13 protein-coding genes and 1 riboswitch are annotated in these 15,739 nt (G+C 45.7%); of the genes, 4 read left to right on the top strand and 9 right to left on the bottom strand.

Going from position 1 to position 15,739, the window contains the following annotated elements; translation table 11 throughout:
* Window positions 1–325 precede the first annotated feature (325 nt).
* Window positions 326–901, bottom strand: a complete 576-nt coding sequence (locus tag ACXAFV_RS10560; RefSeq protein WP_475126354.1) for a DUF6944 family repetitive protein — start codon at window positions 899–901, stop codon at window positions 326–328.
* A 175-nt stretch (window positions 902–1,076) separates the two neighbouring features.
* On the opposite strand from ACXAFV_RS10560, the gene ACXAFV_RS10555 reads away from it, so the two are divergent.
* Window positions 1,077–2,375, top strand: a complete 1,299-nt coding sequence (locus ACXAFV_RS10555) for an MDR family MFS transporter (protein WP_475126352.1) — start codon at window positions 1,077–1,079, stop codon at window positions 2,373–2,375.
* A gap of 74 nt (window positions 2,376–2,449) precedes the next feature.
* On the opposite strand, the gene ACXAFV_RS10550 is transcribed toward ACXAFV_RS10555, so the two are convergent.
* The 3 genes from ACXAFV_RS10550 to ACXAFV_RS10540 form a co-directional block, all read right to left on the bottom strand.
* Complete coding sequence (locus ACXAFV_RS10550) at window positions 2,450–2,857, bottom strand: hypothetical protein (RefSeq protein ID WP_475126350.1); 408 nt, start codon at window positions 2,855–2,857, stop codon at window positions 2,450–2,452.
* 314 nt (window positions 2,858–3,171) lie between these two features.
* On the bottom strand, window positions 3,172–4,782 hold the full coding sequence (locus ACXAFV_RS10545; RefSeq protein WP_475126348.1) for a hypothetical protein: 1,611 nt from the start codon (window positions 4,780–4,782) through the stop codon (window positions 3,172–3,174).
* 33 nt (window positions 4,783–4,815) lie between these two features.
* A complete protein-coding gene (locus ACXAFV_RS10540) occupies window positions 4,816–5,952 on the bottom strand; it encodes a hypothetical protein (protein ID WP_475126346.1) in 1,137 nt (378 codons plus the stop codon).
* A 386-nt stretch (window positions 5,953–6,338) separates the two neighbouring features.
* Between ACXAFV_RS10540 and ACXAFV_RS10535 the strand changes: the two genes are divergently transcribed.
* The 3 genes from ACXAFV_RS10535 (at window position 6,339) to ACXAFV_RS10525 (ending at window position 8,684) form a co-directional block, all read left to right on the top strand.
* Window positions 6,339–6,467 carry a YflJ family protein gene (locus tag ACXAFV_RS10535; RefSeq protein WP_071619527.1) on the top strand — a complete coding sequence of 43 codons (129 nt, stop codon included), beginning with the start codon at window positions 6,339–6,341 and terminating at the stop codon, window positions 6,465–6,467.
* A gap of 195 nt (window positions 6,468–6,662) precedes the next feature.
* Window positions 6,663–6,764: riboswitch (purine riboswitch) on the top strand.
* Between the two features lie 132 nt (window positions 6,765–6,896).
* Window positions 6,897–8,093, top strand: coding sequence for a NupC/NupG family nucleoside CNT transporter (locus tag ACXAFV_RS10530; protein ID WP_475126344.1), 1,197 nt, complete (start codon window positions 6,897–6,899; stop codon window positions 8,091–8,093).
* 87 nt (window positions 8,094–8,180) lie between these two features.
* A complete protein-coding gene (locus ACXAFV_RS10525; RefSeq protein ID WP_475126343.1) occupies window positions 8,181–8,684 on the top strand; it encodes an acyl-CoA thioesterase in 504 nt (167 codons plus the stop codon).
* 155 nt (window positions 8,685–8,839) lie between these two features.
* Here the strand turns inward: ACXAFV_RS10525 and ACXAFV_RS10520 are convergent, their stop codons facing one another.
* The 5 genes from ACXAFV_RS10520 to ACXAFV_RS10500 form a co-directional block, all read right to left on the bottom strand.
* Complete coding sequence (locus ACXAFV_RS10520; protein ID WP_475126342.1) at window positions 8,840–10,369, bottom strand: AbgT family transporter; 1,530 nt, start codon at window positions 10,367–10,369, stop codon at window positions 8,840–8,842.
* A gap of 159 nt (window positions 10,370–10,528) precedes the next feature.
* Complete coding sequence (locus ACXAFV_RS10515; protein ID WP_475126340.1) at window positions 10,529–11,836, bottom strand: hypothetical protein; 1,308 nt, start codon at window positions 11,834–11,836, stop codon at window positions 10,529–10,531.
* A 3-nt stretch (window positions 11,837–11,839) separates the two neighbouring features.
* Window positions 11,840–13,066: a M20 family metallo-hydrolase gene (locus ACXAFV_RS10510; RefSeq protein WP_475126338.1), complete on the bottom strand. Its 1,227-nt coding sequence runs from the start codon at window positions 13,064–13,066 to the stop codon at window positions 11,840–11,842.
* Entirely contained in the window at window positions 13,063–14,373 is a 1,311-nt protein-coding gene (locus ACXAFV_RS10505; protein WP_475126337.1) for an amidohydrolase, read from the bottom strand. The genes ACXAFV_RS10510 and ACXAFV_RS10505 overlap by 4 nt, the downstream gene beginning before the upstream one ends.
* Entirely contained in the window at window positions 14,370–15,572 is a 1,203-nt protein-coding gene (locus tag ACXAFV_RS10500) for a M20 metallopeptidase family protein (RefSeq protein WP_475126335.1), read from the bottom strand. Before ACXAFV_RS10500 ends, ACXAFV_RS10505 begins: the two co-directional genes overlap by 4 nt.
* Window positions 15,573–15,739: the final 167 nt, after the last annotated feature.

Genomic DNA, 15,739 nt, shown 5'->3' with positions numbered 1-15,739 from the left:
TTTCCGGATTATTTATTTTAAATAGGGGGTTATGTATACTTTAGAGTTATTTATACACTCAAAGTGTTTTACCCTTCACCTGATATGGCCGATCGTACAATTTCGGTGTTATATACGGTGTGTCCATCTGCTTTTCTATGAGTTTCGGTTTTGTGTGTACTATTCTATGAGTTTTACCGATTAATCTATGAGTTTTACGGATTATTCTATGAGTTTTGAGGATTATTCTATGTGAAACGTACATTATTCTACGAGTTTTCACCATTATTCTCTCGTTTTTCCATTTAATTACCAAATTTGACCCAACTAAAAACGTGACATCCTCTCACTCATCACCCCCAAACTCCTTCGTCAACGCCACCGCCGCAATTGTCGCTCCTGCCGCCTGAGCGTAGCTGCCAAATGCCGTGATTTGAAGACCCAACTCTCTTTCCCCTTTTAAAATAAAGGTTTCTCCGATTGCTTCAAGTGCTGCCCCCAGTGACTGAATGGTATTTCCTGCCGTCAACAGCTTTTTAAACTTGTAATTTCCTATACTGGCTCCAGTAGCTTCCAGCTCTGCACCAATTGATTGTACACTGTCACCAATCACGTCAAGTTTTAACCCTTTGACTTCTTCCCCTGAAAATTGAAGCTCTGCTGCCTTGACGTTTGTCACATTTCCCGCTGCTTGAACCCAGGCTCCGGTTATCCTCAGTCGCTCCCCGTCAGATCCATTTGACGCTTTATCCCCTCCGGCGGCCTGCAGTGAATTCCCCACAGCTTCGAAGCCGTTGCCAATCGAAACCAGCCGAAAACCAACATGCTCTTCTTTTACCAAAATGGTCTCCCCGATTGCCGCAATGACTGTACCCAGCACCTGAATCCAAGCTCCTGTCAGGAGAATAACCTCTCCGTTCACCTCCCATCATCCTTTCCCAGCTGATACATTACTGTATTCAAAACCCTCAGAATCCGCGTCTCCGAGACCGTCTTTAAATAATTTGTAAATTCCAGTAAATCCATCTTGTCTATTTCGATTTATCGGGCTATGATATTCTAGTTCATCTATGGTTTCAAAAAGGGGGGAGAAATAGATGAGAATTCGTGATTGGGACCGCAATCTGAAGGTGAGGCTGTTTGGGGAAGCAGCGATCAACATCACGTTCTGGATGTTCTTTCCGTTTCTGACGATTTATTTTACAGAAGCATTCGGGAAACAGACGGCAGGATTATTATTGGTTCTTTCTCAAGTGTTTGCCGTAGCTGCCAACTTGATGGGCGGTTATTGCGCAGACCGATTCGGACGGAAGACGATGATGGTCATTTCCGCCTTCGGACAGGGGTTTGCCTTTTTAATATTCGGCCTGGCAAGTTCGCCATGGCTTGATTCTGCACTTATAGGGTTCATCTGTTTCAGTTTAGTAGGGGTATTCGGCTCATTTTACTGGCCAGCAAGTCAGGCGATGGTCGCGGATGTGGTGGATGAGAAGGACAGAAGCCACGTGTTTGCGGTTTTCTACACCTCCATCAATATCGCCGTCGTCGTCGGGCCGATCTTAGGAGGTATTTTCTACGTACATTACAGGTTCCAGCTCCTGGTGGCTGCGGCCATCATTTGTATGGGACTCGCTTTTCTTTTATATAAAATGATTCGGGAAACCGCACCGGCCGATCACAGCAAGCTGCTTGTGACGGAAGGCAAAAAGAAAGCCTGGCATAGTGTATTGACTGAACAGTTCAAAGACTACAGTGTTATTTTCAAGGATAAGACGTTCTTATTATTCATTCTTGCAGGAATTCTTGTCGGACAGACATTTATGCAGCTCGACCTGCTGATTCCTGTGTATATAAAGGATGTAATGAATCAGGCTACTCTGTTTAGTATCGGTGACTGGTCATTGACGCTGGTGAGCGAGCAGATCTTCGGGCTGATCCTTTCGGAAAACGGATTCCTGGTGGCGCTGCTGACTGTGATCATCACGCGCTGGATCACCAAGTTCCGTGAGCGGAATGTGTTCATCCTGTCATCCGTGGTTTATGCCGTGTCGATCCTGATGTTCGGGCAGTCAAGCTCCGTTTGGATCTTCATTGCAGCGATGGCGGTATTTACATTCGCCGAGCTCATGACGGCAGGGATCCAGCAGAGCTTTGTGTCAAAGCTTGCTCCTGAACATATGAGAGGACAGTACTTTGCGGCGGCAAGCCTTCGTTTTACGATTGCAAGAACGATTGCACCGCTGTCGATCACCCTCTCACTCTACGTGGGATATGACTGGACGTTCATCATCCTGGCACTGCTTGCACTCATCAGCGCAGGCATGTTCTATGTCATGTTTGAACGATTTGAAAAAGAAGAACCGGAGCTTAAGAAGGCCGTAAAAGTCAGTAGATAATAGAAAGGCTGTCGAGAAATCCTCGACAGCCTTTTCTTTGTATTCATTCGGTCTTTCCACTTTCTATTTTACACTTACAATAAGTCGTTTAATAAATCACCCAGGACTCCCTCTTCCTCTTCATCATGGTCGCCATCTGAAGAATCGAGGAGGTTATCCAATTCTACATCAGCATTCACATCCAGATTTAATTGAGCACGATCTTCCTCACTCCAGCCAGACTGCTCGGCCCACTCCTGCATTTCAGCTTCTGTCATTCCTTTGGATTCTGCCCACATCTGGAGATCTTCCGCATGCCAATCATGTTGTTCGGCCATTACTTCAAATTCCTGGCTGGACATCAATTCACCGTCTTCAAGCTGTGCATTGAGTGTATTTGTCAAGTCTGCACTCGCTTCCTCTCCACTAGAAGCAAAAGCTGCGCCCCCTGCACCAAACGCTAATCCAAATGCCAATCCTGTACTTGTGATTTTCTTCAACATGTTTCATCTCTCCTTGTTGATTTATCGTCTTACACTTTTAAATTTTCCACGTGTGAATGAAGATAAACGGCTCCACGCCCTGTTTAAAGCACCTGTAAATAACCTGATATGCAGAGCGAAAATCATTTCAAAAATCACTCAGATTTCCACTTAACAATAACGAAAAAAAATTCTGTTTGGATCATTTCTTTTTTGTTACAATTCTTTTTTTATGAATTTTCCAATGTAATATTCACCCCATAATAAAAAGGCTGTCGAGAAGTTCTCGACAGCCTTGGAATGATTCACTACGAATCATTTCTTTTCTTTACTATTTACAGTCCCAAGTCAAAACCATCCTCAGAAGACTGCATCGCATTTAGACCAAGATCGGTTGAAAGACCAAGGTTGAATTCACGACCTTCATCCTCTTCGTTTTCCCACTCTGTGTAGTTTGCATCAGCATTTACACCAAGGTTGGAAAGAAGGGAAGATTCGCGATCTTCATCAGAAGAAAGGAAGTTCAAAGCAGTGTCTGTACCAGCTGAAAGACCGGCATTTCCAACCTCTTCTTCACCATCTTCCATCGATTCAGCCCATAGTGCTGCATCAACGTTGTTCATGACCATTGCAGCAGATTCTCCATCTTCATCTTGAGTCATTGCACCAAGCATAAGATCGTTGCCTGCTTCTGCAGCAAATTTAGAAGAATCTTCATTGTTTTCTACCATTGTCATAAGGGAAGTATCGTTCATCGCTTCTACTTTTGAAGATTCGCCGTCTTCACGGTCCATTGCTCCAAGAGTGAAGCCATTCATGGATTCAGTACCGATTGCTGCATTGGAAGAATCATTTTCTTCATTGCTTTCGAACATAACCCACCCAGTATTATCAGTCATTGCATCAGCCATCACTTCACTGTCTTCATTGGCAGCTGAAGCATTTAGTCCTGAAGCAAGGTTACCGGCAGTTTTTGATGAAACATATTCGTCTTCTTCGTTGACCATCGTTTCATTCATAATTCCAGCATCCGTCATTGCACCAACTTCCGCTGACTCATCTTCACCTTCTACAGCCGCGTTCACATCCTGAGACGCTCCTGCCTCTGTTGAAGTCCAAGTAGTGTCATTTTCTTCATCCACTACTGTTTCATTCTTCACGCCAGCATCCGTCATTGCACCAACTTCTACTGACTCATCTTCACCTTCGACAGCCGCGTTCACATCTTGAGACGCCCCTGCTTCTGTTGAAGTCCAAGTAGTATCATTTTCTTCATCCACTACTGTTTCATTCTTCACGCCAGCGTCCGTCATTGCATTCACTTCCGCTGATTCGTCTTCTCCTTCGACAGCCGCGTTCATATCCTGAGACGCCCCTGCTTCTGTTGAAGTCCAAGTAGTGTCATTTTCTTCATCCACTACTGTTTCATTCTTCACGCCAGCGTCCGTCATTGCATTCATTTCCGCTGATTCGTCCTCTCCTTCAACTGCTGCGTTCACATCTTGAGACGCTCCTGCCTCTGTTGAAGTCATAGTAGTGTCATTTTCTTCATCCACTACTGTTTCGTTCATGAGTCCAGCTTCGGTATCTGCATCCACTTCTGCTGATTCGTTTTCTCCTTCAACTGCTGCGTTCACATCAGATTCAGCTTCTGCGCCACTTTTAGTTGAAACCGTGTCGTTTTCTTCATCGACTTGTGTTTCGCTCATGACATCTGCGTCCGCGTCTGCGTTGACATCAGAATTCGACTCATCGTCCGATTCTCCAAGGTTTAACCCTTCCAATAGACCATCTTCAGAATCGAGGATGTTGATATCTTCCACTAATCCGCTGTCACGATCCAGTAAAGAATCGTTACCTGCCGCAAAACTTGTTTGACCTCCGAATGCTAATGTTGCTGCTATACCACCAGTAAATGCTAATGTTCTAAATACGCTTTTTCTCATTTTAGTATTCTCTCCTTTTAAAAGTTTTTAGGTTTATATACTTTTGAAAAGAAGAGAAGCTTGAGGTGGCTGCGACGGTGGCGCATTTAACCACTGATCGTAATATAGATTTTCTTTACCATTGAAACCTGCCCGTTCAAGACTGACATTGTCGGCCTCCTGTTCACGGACAACCTGCAGACTTCCTGCAGCGGCAGTCTGTCCCATTCCATTTGTACTTATTGAATGACCATTCGCCGTATTAATTGGCGAATTGGTAAGTACTGGTTCCATCTGTTTATATGGTATTGGCGGAAGATCATTTTTTGATTCTTCTGCCTGTCCACCAACAGCCTGAGTGTTCACTTGCTTTTCTTCAGGTGAAGCTGTCTCAGTATCTTCAACTGTGATGGATTCCTCTATTCGTTTGGCTTTGTTCATTCTGGTTTCTGTACTCACTTCAGACATTCCTTCATTTTCTTTATCAGGAGCATCTGTTTTGCTTTCCTGACTTTCAGGAATCTCTTTACTATTTGGTGAATCCTGAATCTCATCTGGAACTTCAGTTTCCACATTGACGGACGGTTCATCTGAAACATCTGCCTCGATGATGCCGGTGTCAACTTCCACTTCGGGATCCTCGACATCGACTTTTACCAACGGTTCATCATCGGATAATGATTCTGTTACAGGTTTCGTCGTATCATCCACCGTTTCTGTCACTGTCTCAGCAGTATCTTCGACTGTGCCGGTTACCGTTTTGGTTGTGTGTTCAACGGTATTCGTAACAGATTTCGTCGTTTCTTTCACCCTATCCGTTACAGGAGCCGCTGAATCCCCTGTCAATCCGGAAACCGGTTCAACAGCCGTGTCTACGGTTCGGTTCACCGCATCACCTGCTTCGGAAACCGTTGTATCCACGGTCTTCGAAACAGTTCCGGTCGTTTGATCAACCGTGTCCGTCACCGAATCGATTGTTGAAGAAAGGATATTTCCCTCTCCAGGCTTGTCCTCCTCCTCGTCAGGAGCAGGTGCCTTTCGATCCTCTTCAGACTTGATGGTCATGACCTCATCTGTCACAGAATTCACTTCATCCGTAACATTCGTCAACAGTCCGCCCTCAGCCGAAGCAAAGGTAGGAACACCGAGCACCCCCAGAAAAAACAAAGCACCGATTAGTTGTTTCTGCATTGCGCCATGTCACCTCCTTTCAATTTAGAGTTTTTATTAAGTTGAGTAATCAAGTGGCGGGGAAGGTGCCTGGCTCAAAACACTTCATTTGTGCCTGGCTCAAAACACTTCATTTGTGCCTGGCTCAAAACATTTCATTTCCCCTCCATATCAACGTTTCATAAAGCTAACGCAGGAAGTTCAGATTCGGATCACTTTTTTCAAAAAAATATTTACTTTTCTTCATAAAACTTTCAGAAAAGCCTGAATCCGAAAAATTCCTTATGACCCCTTTAAACGAAAAAACTCAGATGTTACAATGTACAACCGTAAGCAATCTTAATATAAATCTCGACCCGAGTTAGTTGGAGATTCCAATCAATACTACGCAGAAAGGATGTTTTATGATGCATAGAGGAAGCAAAGGCTGGTACGTGGAAGAACTTAAAAAAGCAGGCGTACGCCGCTACGAGGAACGCAAAGTTGAATCTTACAAAAAGCACGTTCTGGCAAACCTATTAGAACGTACTAAATAATAGATTAAAAGGGACGGGCCTCCACTCCTATGACTTGGTCACAGGAATGGAGACCCGTCTTTTTTATATGAGGATATATACATACGAATTTTCTAAATTTAATAGAATAAAAAGACTATTTCAGTGAAAACATTTTCTTCTAAAAAAACCGTTGTTACGTGATTCCCCGGTATGTTAGAGTAGACAACATATTTTAAAAATTCCATACGGATTCCTTATATAAATATGGTGATATGGACCATAAGTCTCTACCCTGCATCCGTAAATTGCAGGACTATAAGGAAAGTCAGAAAACATGCTTTTACCAGTGCATGCAGACTTTCTTTATCTATTTAGAGATTGTCTGTATGCACGTTTTTATTTTGTTCATTTTCGAGAGGTCTGACATCTGATCTATAAGGATTCGTCACTCAATTCAATGGAGGTATCATGATAGATTTATTATTCGGTTTATTATCACTTGCCGGGGTTCTCTTCCTTGGCTGGCTATGGAGCAGCAACCGCTCAGCGATCAAATGGAAGACAATTGGAATTGCCATTGCCCTTGAGTTCCTTCTAGTTCTGTTCGTCTTAAAAGTTCCATTCGGTCAGAGCCTGCTGAAAAAAACGGCTCTCGGCGTTCAGAAAGTCATCGACTACAGCAACGAAGGAATCATGTTCGTATTCGGCGGATTCTTTGAAAGAGGCAGCAATATCACATTCGTGTTTGCGATCAATGTGCTCGGAGCCATCATTTTCATTTCTGCTGTTATTTCTGCGCTCTACTATTTACGCATCATCCCGCTATTCGTTAAGTATATCGGGATCGCATTGGGAAAAATTCTGGGCACGACGAAGGTGGAATCCTTCAACGCAATCGGAAATTCATTTCTCGGATTGGTCGAAGCCCCCCTTCTTGTCAAACCTTATCTGGCAAAACTGACCCGTTCGGAGCTATTCGCCGTTATGGTCGGGGGAACCGCTTCTGCAAGCGGAGCGATCTTGATCGGCTATTCCTTGATGGGAATTGACATGAAGTATCTGCTTTTATCTGTCTTCAGTGTGCCTCTCGTTTCGCTCGTGATGGCGAAAATCATGGAGCCTGAAACGGAAGAATCCAATACGAATGGGGACATTTCGTTAGGAAAGACCGGTCACACCAACGTATTCGAAGCCATTTCCGAAGGAGCGATCAGCGGAGTGCAGCTTGCGATTAATATCGGTGGGTTATTGATTGCCTTCATCGGGGTCCTTGCGCTCATAAATGGTGTCCTCGGTTTAGTTCATACAGACCTTTCCACCATTTTCGGATATGTCTTCTATCCTCTCGCCCTGCTGGTGGGGGTTCCGGTGGACGAAGCGTTCCGGGCTGCATCCATCATCGGCACCAAGCTTTCTGTCAATGAATTCGTGGCTTTTGATCAGCTGTCAGGGATGATGGACGAGCTTTCGCCGAAGACGATCGCAATCCTTTCTGTCGCGCTATGTAACTTTGCGAATCTCTCATCGATCGGCCAATTGATCGTTGGTTTAGGTTCCCTTGAACCTTCTCAGCGCCCGACTGTTTCAAAATTGAGCCTTAAAGCGATTGCGGCTGGTACACTTGCTAGCTTCATCACAGCGATAATCGTCAGTATATTTTTATAAAATTGGGTAATTTATGTTTCAATTTCCGTCTTTGGTGAATAGTAAAAGGTAGTGTACGTTTATTATTTTGGACGGAAGGTGAACGATATGAGAGAGAAAAAATCCATGAAAGACACAAAGACAAGCAAAACCACCCATGTGCTTCCGCCGGACACCAATCACCACGGTACCTTGTTCGGTGGAAAGCTGATGGCCTATATAGACGACGTCGCATCCATCGCTGCCACCCGGCATGCGCGCAAACCGGTCGTGACTGCTTCCACGGACTCCGTAGATTTTTTACAGCCGATCAAAGTAGGTGATGCCGTGACACTTGAAGCAATGGTCACCTATACCGGACGCAGCTCCATGGAAGTCGGTGTCAAAGTCACGTCAGAAGTACTGCTGACAGGTGAAACGACCGTCGCAGCGATCTCCTTTTTAACATTTGTGGCAATCGAGGACGGCAAACCAGTGGTGATTCCGGAAGTGGTACCAGAAACAGAAGAGGAAAAATGGCTGAATGAAACGGCGAAGAACCGGGCAGAACACCGGAAAGCACGTAAAAAGCACAGCCAGGAGCTGGCGGAGTTTTTCAGGAATGCCTATTAATAAAATTGAAAGAGATGCCTCAGACAGGCATCTCTTTTTTTATGGCTATAGAATAGGTTCATATCAAGTTTGATTATTTCCACTGGACAAGTTGATTGCAATACGAAGAGGTGAAGCTGTCCGATTTTGTTGGCACAACTCAACTGACTACCTATTTACAAATAAACCCCAACACCAGGACCAAACGGAATCCCCAATAATGCAAATGTAAGCAATAACACGATCCATACCGATAAGAACGCGATTGTGTACGGAAGCATTAGGGAAATGAGCGTTCCAAGTCCTGCTTTCTTGTCATATTCCCGCATAAAGGCAAGGATGACGATGATGTATGGATTCATCGGAGTGATGATGTTTGTGGACGAATCGGCAATACGATATGCCGCCTGGATAAAAGCAGGGTGGTAATCCAAATACGCAAACATCGGAATGAATATAGGCGCTTCCAATGCCCATTGGGCAGATCCGCTGAATATTAAGAGATTCAGCAAGGCTGTTAGAAACACGAATCCGATCACTCCGGCAAGACCGGTCATGTTGATCGATTCAAGGAAGCCGGCACCACTTACGGCTACCCAAGTTCCAAGGTTCGTCCATTCAAAATAGGAAATGAACTGGGCTGCTGCAAAGATCAATACGATGTATCCGGCCATATCGCCCATCGCTTCGGTCATGAATTTCGGAACATCTCGTGACGATTTTATTTTCCCCACGGTAACCCCGTATGTTACGCCGATAATGATGAAGAAAATCAAGGTGATCGGGATGATTCCGGATAAGAATGTAGAAGGAATGAGTCCTCCATCCTCATTACGCAAAGCAGAACCGGGCCAGGCGATCGCCACAACCAACAGAATAACGAAAGCTAATCCGGCAAGACTGGCGTTTCTCAGTCCTTTTCCTTCAAGAGGACTCTCTTCTTCTAATGTCTTATCGACTTTTCCTTTATAGGTGCCCAATCGCGGCTCTACGATCTTCTCGGTAACAAAAGCTCCAGTAACGGTCAACAAGACAACCGATGAAATCATGAAATACCAGTTGTCGACCGGGGTAACGGTTACGTCAAACGCTTTTGCTGCTTCGGTGGAAATTCCGGCAAGCAGTGCGTCTGTTCCCGTGATAATGAAGTTCGCTGTAAATCCTGCTCCCACTCCGGAAAAGCCTGCTGTAAGACCGGCAAGGGGATGTCTCCCTACAGTGTAAAAAATCATGGCGGCAAGCGGCGGGATGATGACGAACGCGGCATCCGAGGCAAGGTTCCCCATGATTCCGACCATGATGACGGCATAGGTGATCAAGCCTTTTGGGGCGTTTAGGACCGTCTTTTTTATGGCTGTTTCAAGTAATCCCACTTTTTCGGCAAGACCAATCCCCAGCATCATCGCCAAAACGAGCCCAAGTGGTGCAAAGCCGGTAAAGTTATCCAGCATTGATGTCAGGATATATTGAAGTCCCTCTCCTGAGACGAGACTTTTAATCGGTAAAACCTCTCCATTCTTCGGGTGCTCGACTGTAACACCCAGACTGGATACCAACCAGGAAAAAAACACAATGAACACAGATAAATATACAAACAACATGAAGGGGTCAGGCAGTTTGTTCCCGACTTTCTCGATGCCGCTCAATAAACGAAGATATCCTTTTTCCTTCTGAGGCGGCGTAGGTTCTACATTAGGGTTTGTCATGAGGTCACTCCTTTAGAAATTTGTTTTAAGGAATAATTCCTTTTTACTTCCGTTAATATAAATTTCGATACAAACCCTTAAATCCCTTCCTTATTTATAAGAAAATTAAAAATTTTTATTTTCCAATAAAAAAAAGTCACTCTTCCATGGAAAAGTGACTCATATTTGAAACCGATACATTTTACGCGGCCGGCCCCTGCTGCCCCTTTGTTCTTCACCGCTGATCCGGACGATGCCAATTCGTTCCAATTCGGTGAGGATTCTCCTCCCATTGCGTTCGGTGCTTTTTAACCAGCGGGACAAATCCTGTGAAGTCATTTCTTCCTTACCGTAATGGCGGGACAAGCTTAGGATTTTGGACACCATCGCCGAACTGACGGAAGCATCCTTGAATTTCTCCTGCCAATCTTCTCCCCCGCTATGAAGAGAGTACGTGATGGTTTCATTCGTGGGAAGTACTTCTGTGATCGATTGATCCTCATCCACACTGACGACAATCGGGGATTCATGCTTTCTCGCATGTCTGAAAGCCAGGCGCACATGATGCTCCGCTTCCAGAACGGTCACACCAAAGCCCAGGCCGACACGGATATCCAGATCGGCGTGCAGCTTGACATCGTGAGCGAGCGTCGTGAATATCGACTCCTTTTCATGAAGGTCAAGCTCACCACGAGTCGTATAAACGAAAAACAGTCCATCCCCCAGCTGCACCATGGAGCCGTTTACCTGCTGAGCAATATCCAGGAGGTTACGCTTCAAATCCAGCTCCTGATGCTTCATCTTAAATGAATAATGAGATTCGTCCAGAGAATGTGAAGAGTAACTAACTTCAATTCCGACAATGGCAATCTGGGATTTACGATATTTACTTGATTGTGCTCGTTCTGAAAGATATTGAAGGATCATCCGGATGGATAGATTCGTCGGGACGACCCGATAACAAGGGATGCCCTCTTCATTTAGACGGTTCTGAACGGATTGGATACACGTAATTGCTGCTTCGATCTCTCCTCTTTCATACAACTCACGGTGATATTCGACAAGCTCGTCTGCCTGACGATACCCTTCATAGGGATAGCTGGATATAGAGAGGCCTTCAAAGGCGTGGAATTGGACGGCATTTTCAATTTCACTCTTTGAAATGGTATCGATGCTGATGTTTTTTAACAGCTTCTGTTCTTTTAATTGCGCCTCCAGAAGGGCGCCAAAGAAGCTGGATCCATGCAATGGAGGATAACTTCCCTCGTTCTGTGAGATCAATCCTTTTTCAAGTGCATAATGGTACGGGGATTGTCCGGAGAAAAACCATTGGTCCACGATATAACGATGTTCTGTTAAAATATCATCAATTTCCTTTACGTGAGTGTAAGGAAAGTTATGTAATTCTATATGGTCGAAAAAGGTGGCCATGTGGTTGATCCGCTTGATCGAATCGTCCGGTCCGATGACTCCGATTTTAATTTTCATCTTTTATTCACCTGCTTCTTGCCTCAGTACTTTGGCGAGAATGTTTACTCCAATCGATAAATCTTCCAATGAACTGTGCTCCCTCGGATGATGGCTGATTCCCTGTTCACACGGAATGAAGAGCAGTGCCGATGGACATTTTACCGCCATATTCATCACATCATGTCCCGCTCCGCTGTCCATTTCAAATGTTTTATACCCCAGGGATTTCCCGGCTTTCTCTATCCTGGACATCAGCTCTTTATCCAAAAGGATCGACGAATTATCAACTAAAGTGTCTACTTGTATTTTACCATTAAATTCACGTTCAATCAGGGCACATTTTTCTTTGATCATGGCGGCCATTCTGTGCTTTAATTCATCATCGACGGAACGGATATCAATTCCGACCTCTATGGTGCCTGGGATGACGTTCATTACATTTGGTTTGAGTTCGATCGTGCTGACTGTCGCTACAATCGGCTTTGACGAAGCGTTAGATAACTTTAACGCTTCATTTGACACGAACGAAATAAGAGGAGAGACGGCGACCAGCGCATCTTGGCGTTTCCCCATCGGTGTCGTGCCCGTATGTCCAGCCATTCCCTCCACACGTACTTTTAACCTTATCGGGCAGGCAACTCCACGTACGATGCCGACATCCGCCCCGTTATCCTCGATTTGTGTTCCTTGCTCGATATGAAGCTCTATGAAACTCTTGATGTCCTCGCGTTCAGCCTGCTGGAGTGAGTTCCAGTCCAAGCCGACTGCCTCTACCGCTTCTCTGACGGATACGCCATGCCTGTCCGTGACATCTTCGATGGAAGGATCCAGTATTCCGGCCACACTTTTGCTCCCAATCGTCGAGATTCCGAATCTCGCAGATTCCTCCGATGCAAAGCATGCCACTTCGATGGTGTGATACGGCTTATATCCACCTTCTTTTAACTGCTTTACAGCACCAAGCCCGCAAAGAACACCTGCGACTCCGTCAAAGCCTCCTCCGTTCTCCACTGTATCCAGATGAGAACCTGTCATTACGACTGTGTCCGCCCTCCCTTCCCAGCGGGCGAACGCATTTCCCGCTTGATCCTGATAGGAATTCAATCCGAGACTCTCTGCCGCTTTCTTGAATGCCTCAATCGCTTTTACTTCTCCCTCTGAATATCCCAATCTCGTAAAACCATCAGGTCGATCCATCGTGCTGGTGAGATTTAATTCTTTTAACGTCGATTCCAACCACGGTTTCATCCGGTTTCCTCCTTTTTTTGTGAAAAGTTACAAATGATTTGGGCAAACGCTGCCACTCCCACACTCATTACGTCCTCATCATAATCAAATGCAGCATGATGATGTCCTTCTATAATCGGAGTCCCAAACACCATGTATGTCGCTTTTCCTCCATGTTCCTGAACACGATTGATCATATAGGTGACATCCTCCGAAGCATTCAGCGGCATCGCTTCGATTACTTCATGTATATATGAACTACGTATCGCTGCTTCACTCAGCCACTGAATCCATTCCTGATCACAACCAGCTTCGACCGCATTCCCAACCGTTTCGATTTCTGTTTCAACACCATACAGTTCACCAGATGCATGAAGGATCCGCATTGCCTCCTCCACCATATAGTGATTGATCGCCGTCGTCTCCCCCCTGGTTTCAATTTCAAGCTTCGCCTCATCCGCAACAATATTCCGTCCGGAACCACCGTGGAGTTTTCCTACATTGATCCTCGTTTTGCCTTCCGAGTGGCGGGGAATGCTGAACAGGTGAAGCGTAGCAGCCGCAGCTGCCAACAATGCATTTTTCCCTTTTTCCGGTTCCAGTCCCGCATGAGCTGCTTTCCCTCGGTACGTCACGTTCAATTTCGTCGATGCTAAAAAGGAATTCGTCGTCGCTGATATCGTCCCTACCTTTGAATTGCGTATTCCGATATGGCCGCTTGCAAAATAATCGACGTCATCGAGCCAGCCTTTATCGACCATTGCCAGCGCACCGCGTCCCCCTTCCTCAGCAGGCTGGAAAAGAAGGGTGAACGTACCGCACAGATACTCTTGACAGGCAGATAGAAACGTTGCCACCCCAAGGCCGATGGCGATATGACCGTCGTGTCCGCAGGCATGCATCATATGTTCATAATGTGATCGAAAATTTTTTTGGTTTGGCAAATGCGTGCCCTGGCTGGTTTCCTTGATTGGCAGGGCATCAATATCAAAACGGAAGGCTATATGCGGTCCATCTTTGCCTGTATCGAACCTCGCTGCCACTCCGGTATGACCACCCTCCATTTTTTCCAGCCAGCTTTCTTCTACTCCTTCTGCTTTCGCCCGTTCTTGCTGTTGTAATAGAACCTCTTGATTCGGAACTCCCATCCTTTTACTGCTAACGAGAGCATCTTTACCGATGTGAATAGTGAATCCAAGATTCAGCAGTTCCTTTCCAATGAGATAAGTTGTAAGATATTCCGTGAATCCCAATTCAGGTTTCCTGTGAAAGGCCCTTCGCCAGTTCATTAAGCTAGACTTGATATCTTTTACAAAGGAATCAATCAACAAGCTGCCTCCTTTTGACTGAGTTTGTCCAACGTATCCAAGGCCAACTGAGTCATCAGCTCTACGCCTTTCGCGAGCGCTTCTTCATCTAATTTGAAACGGGGATCATGCAGCGGATACTGCTTTTCCGTACTTTCAACTGACGTGCCGAGCCAGTAAAATGCCCCCGGGTATTGGAGTAGGAATCTGGAGAAGTCCTCCCCGCCAAGGGATGGCGATACAACAGGAGTGGCTTCGCTTCCCAACACCTTCTGCGCTGACGTTTTTACTTGTGCCGCCCATTCTGGAGTATTGACAGTTGCAGGGTAGCCGTCCAGGTACTCTAGCTCTATGCTGGCGCCGAAGCTTTTTTCCACACCTGAAAGGATATGGCCAATACGTTCTTTCACCATATCTTTGACTGCAGATTTGAACGTACGGACCGTCCCTTCCATAATGACCTGATCCGCAATGACGTTATAGCGGTACCCCCCTTCGATTTTCCCGATTGTGAGGACGGCTGAATCGAGGGGGTCAGTATTCCGGCTGACAATTGTCTGCAACTGAGTGATGAGATGATTGGCCACGATAATGGCATCGTTTGCCTGATGGGGCATGCTTGCGTGGCCACCCGATCCTTTTATCGTGATGGCGAAGCGGTCCGATGCCCCCATCACTTCATTTGGAAGGACGCCTACCTGGCCTGCCGGTAAATCCGGCCATACATGCTGTCCAAATATGGCATCCGGCTTGAACTCTTTAAACACCCCATCATCCATCATCTGCTGAGATCCCCCGACGGGAGCATCCTCCTCGGCTGGTTGAAAAACAAGCAGAACCGTCCCCTCCATTTCGGACTTCATTTGCTGCAGCACCTTCCCGACTCCAACGAGCATACTTGTATGGGCATCATGGCCGCACGCATGCATTTTCCCCGGAACAGTAGATTTGTACCCGTGATCATTCTCCTCCTCGATCGGCAGGGCATCGATATCGGCACGCAGGGCAACCGTCCCTCCTGGCTTACCGCCTTGAATGATGCCAAGGACACCTGTCTTAGCAAAACCCGTTTTGAAAGGAATCTCTGCCGCTTCGAGCTGTTGCTGAATCCGTTTGGATGTCTCAACCTCCTCACCGCTCACCTCCGGATTCTGATGCAATTGACGGCGCAGTGTGATGACCTCTTCCATTACTTCTTGAACAAGCTTTTCCAACTTCATAAAAGATCTCCTTTATCCTTAAGTTATCGTTCTATTTTATTTAAGGAAATATTCCTTAATAATACCGTTAATAAATGTATTCGATGAAAAAGTTAAAAATCCTACCAAATGTGAAGAAATTTTTCATTGGCAGCAAATGATTCTGTTTTATGCTTGAGAGATAGATG

It is taken from the genome of Rossellomorea sp. ABR4_012, from assembly GCF_056159545.1.
The sequence above is the reverse complement of the archived record's forward strand: the minus strand, read 5'-3'. Positions and strand labels throughout refer to the sequence as shown.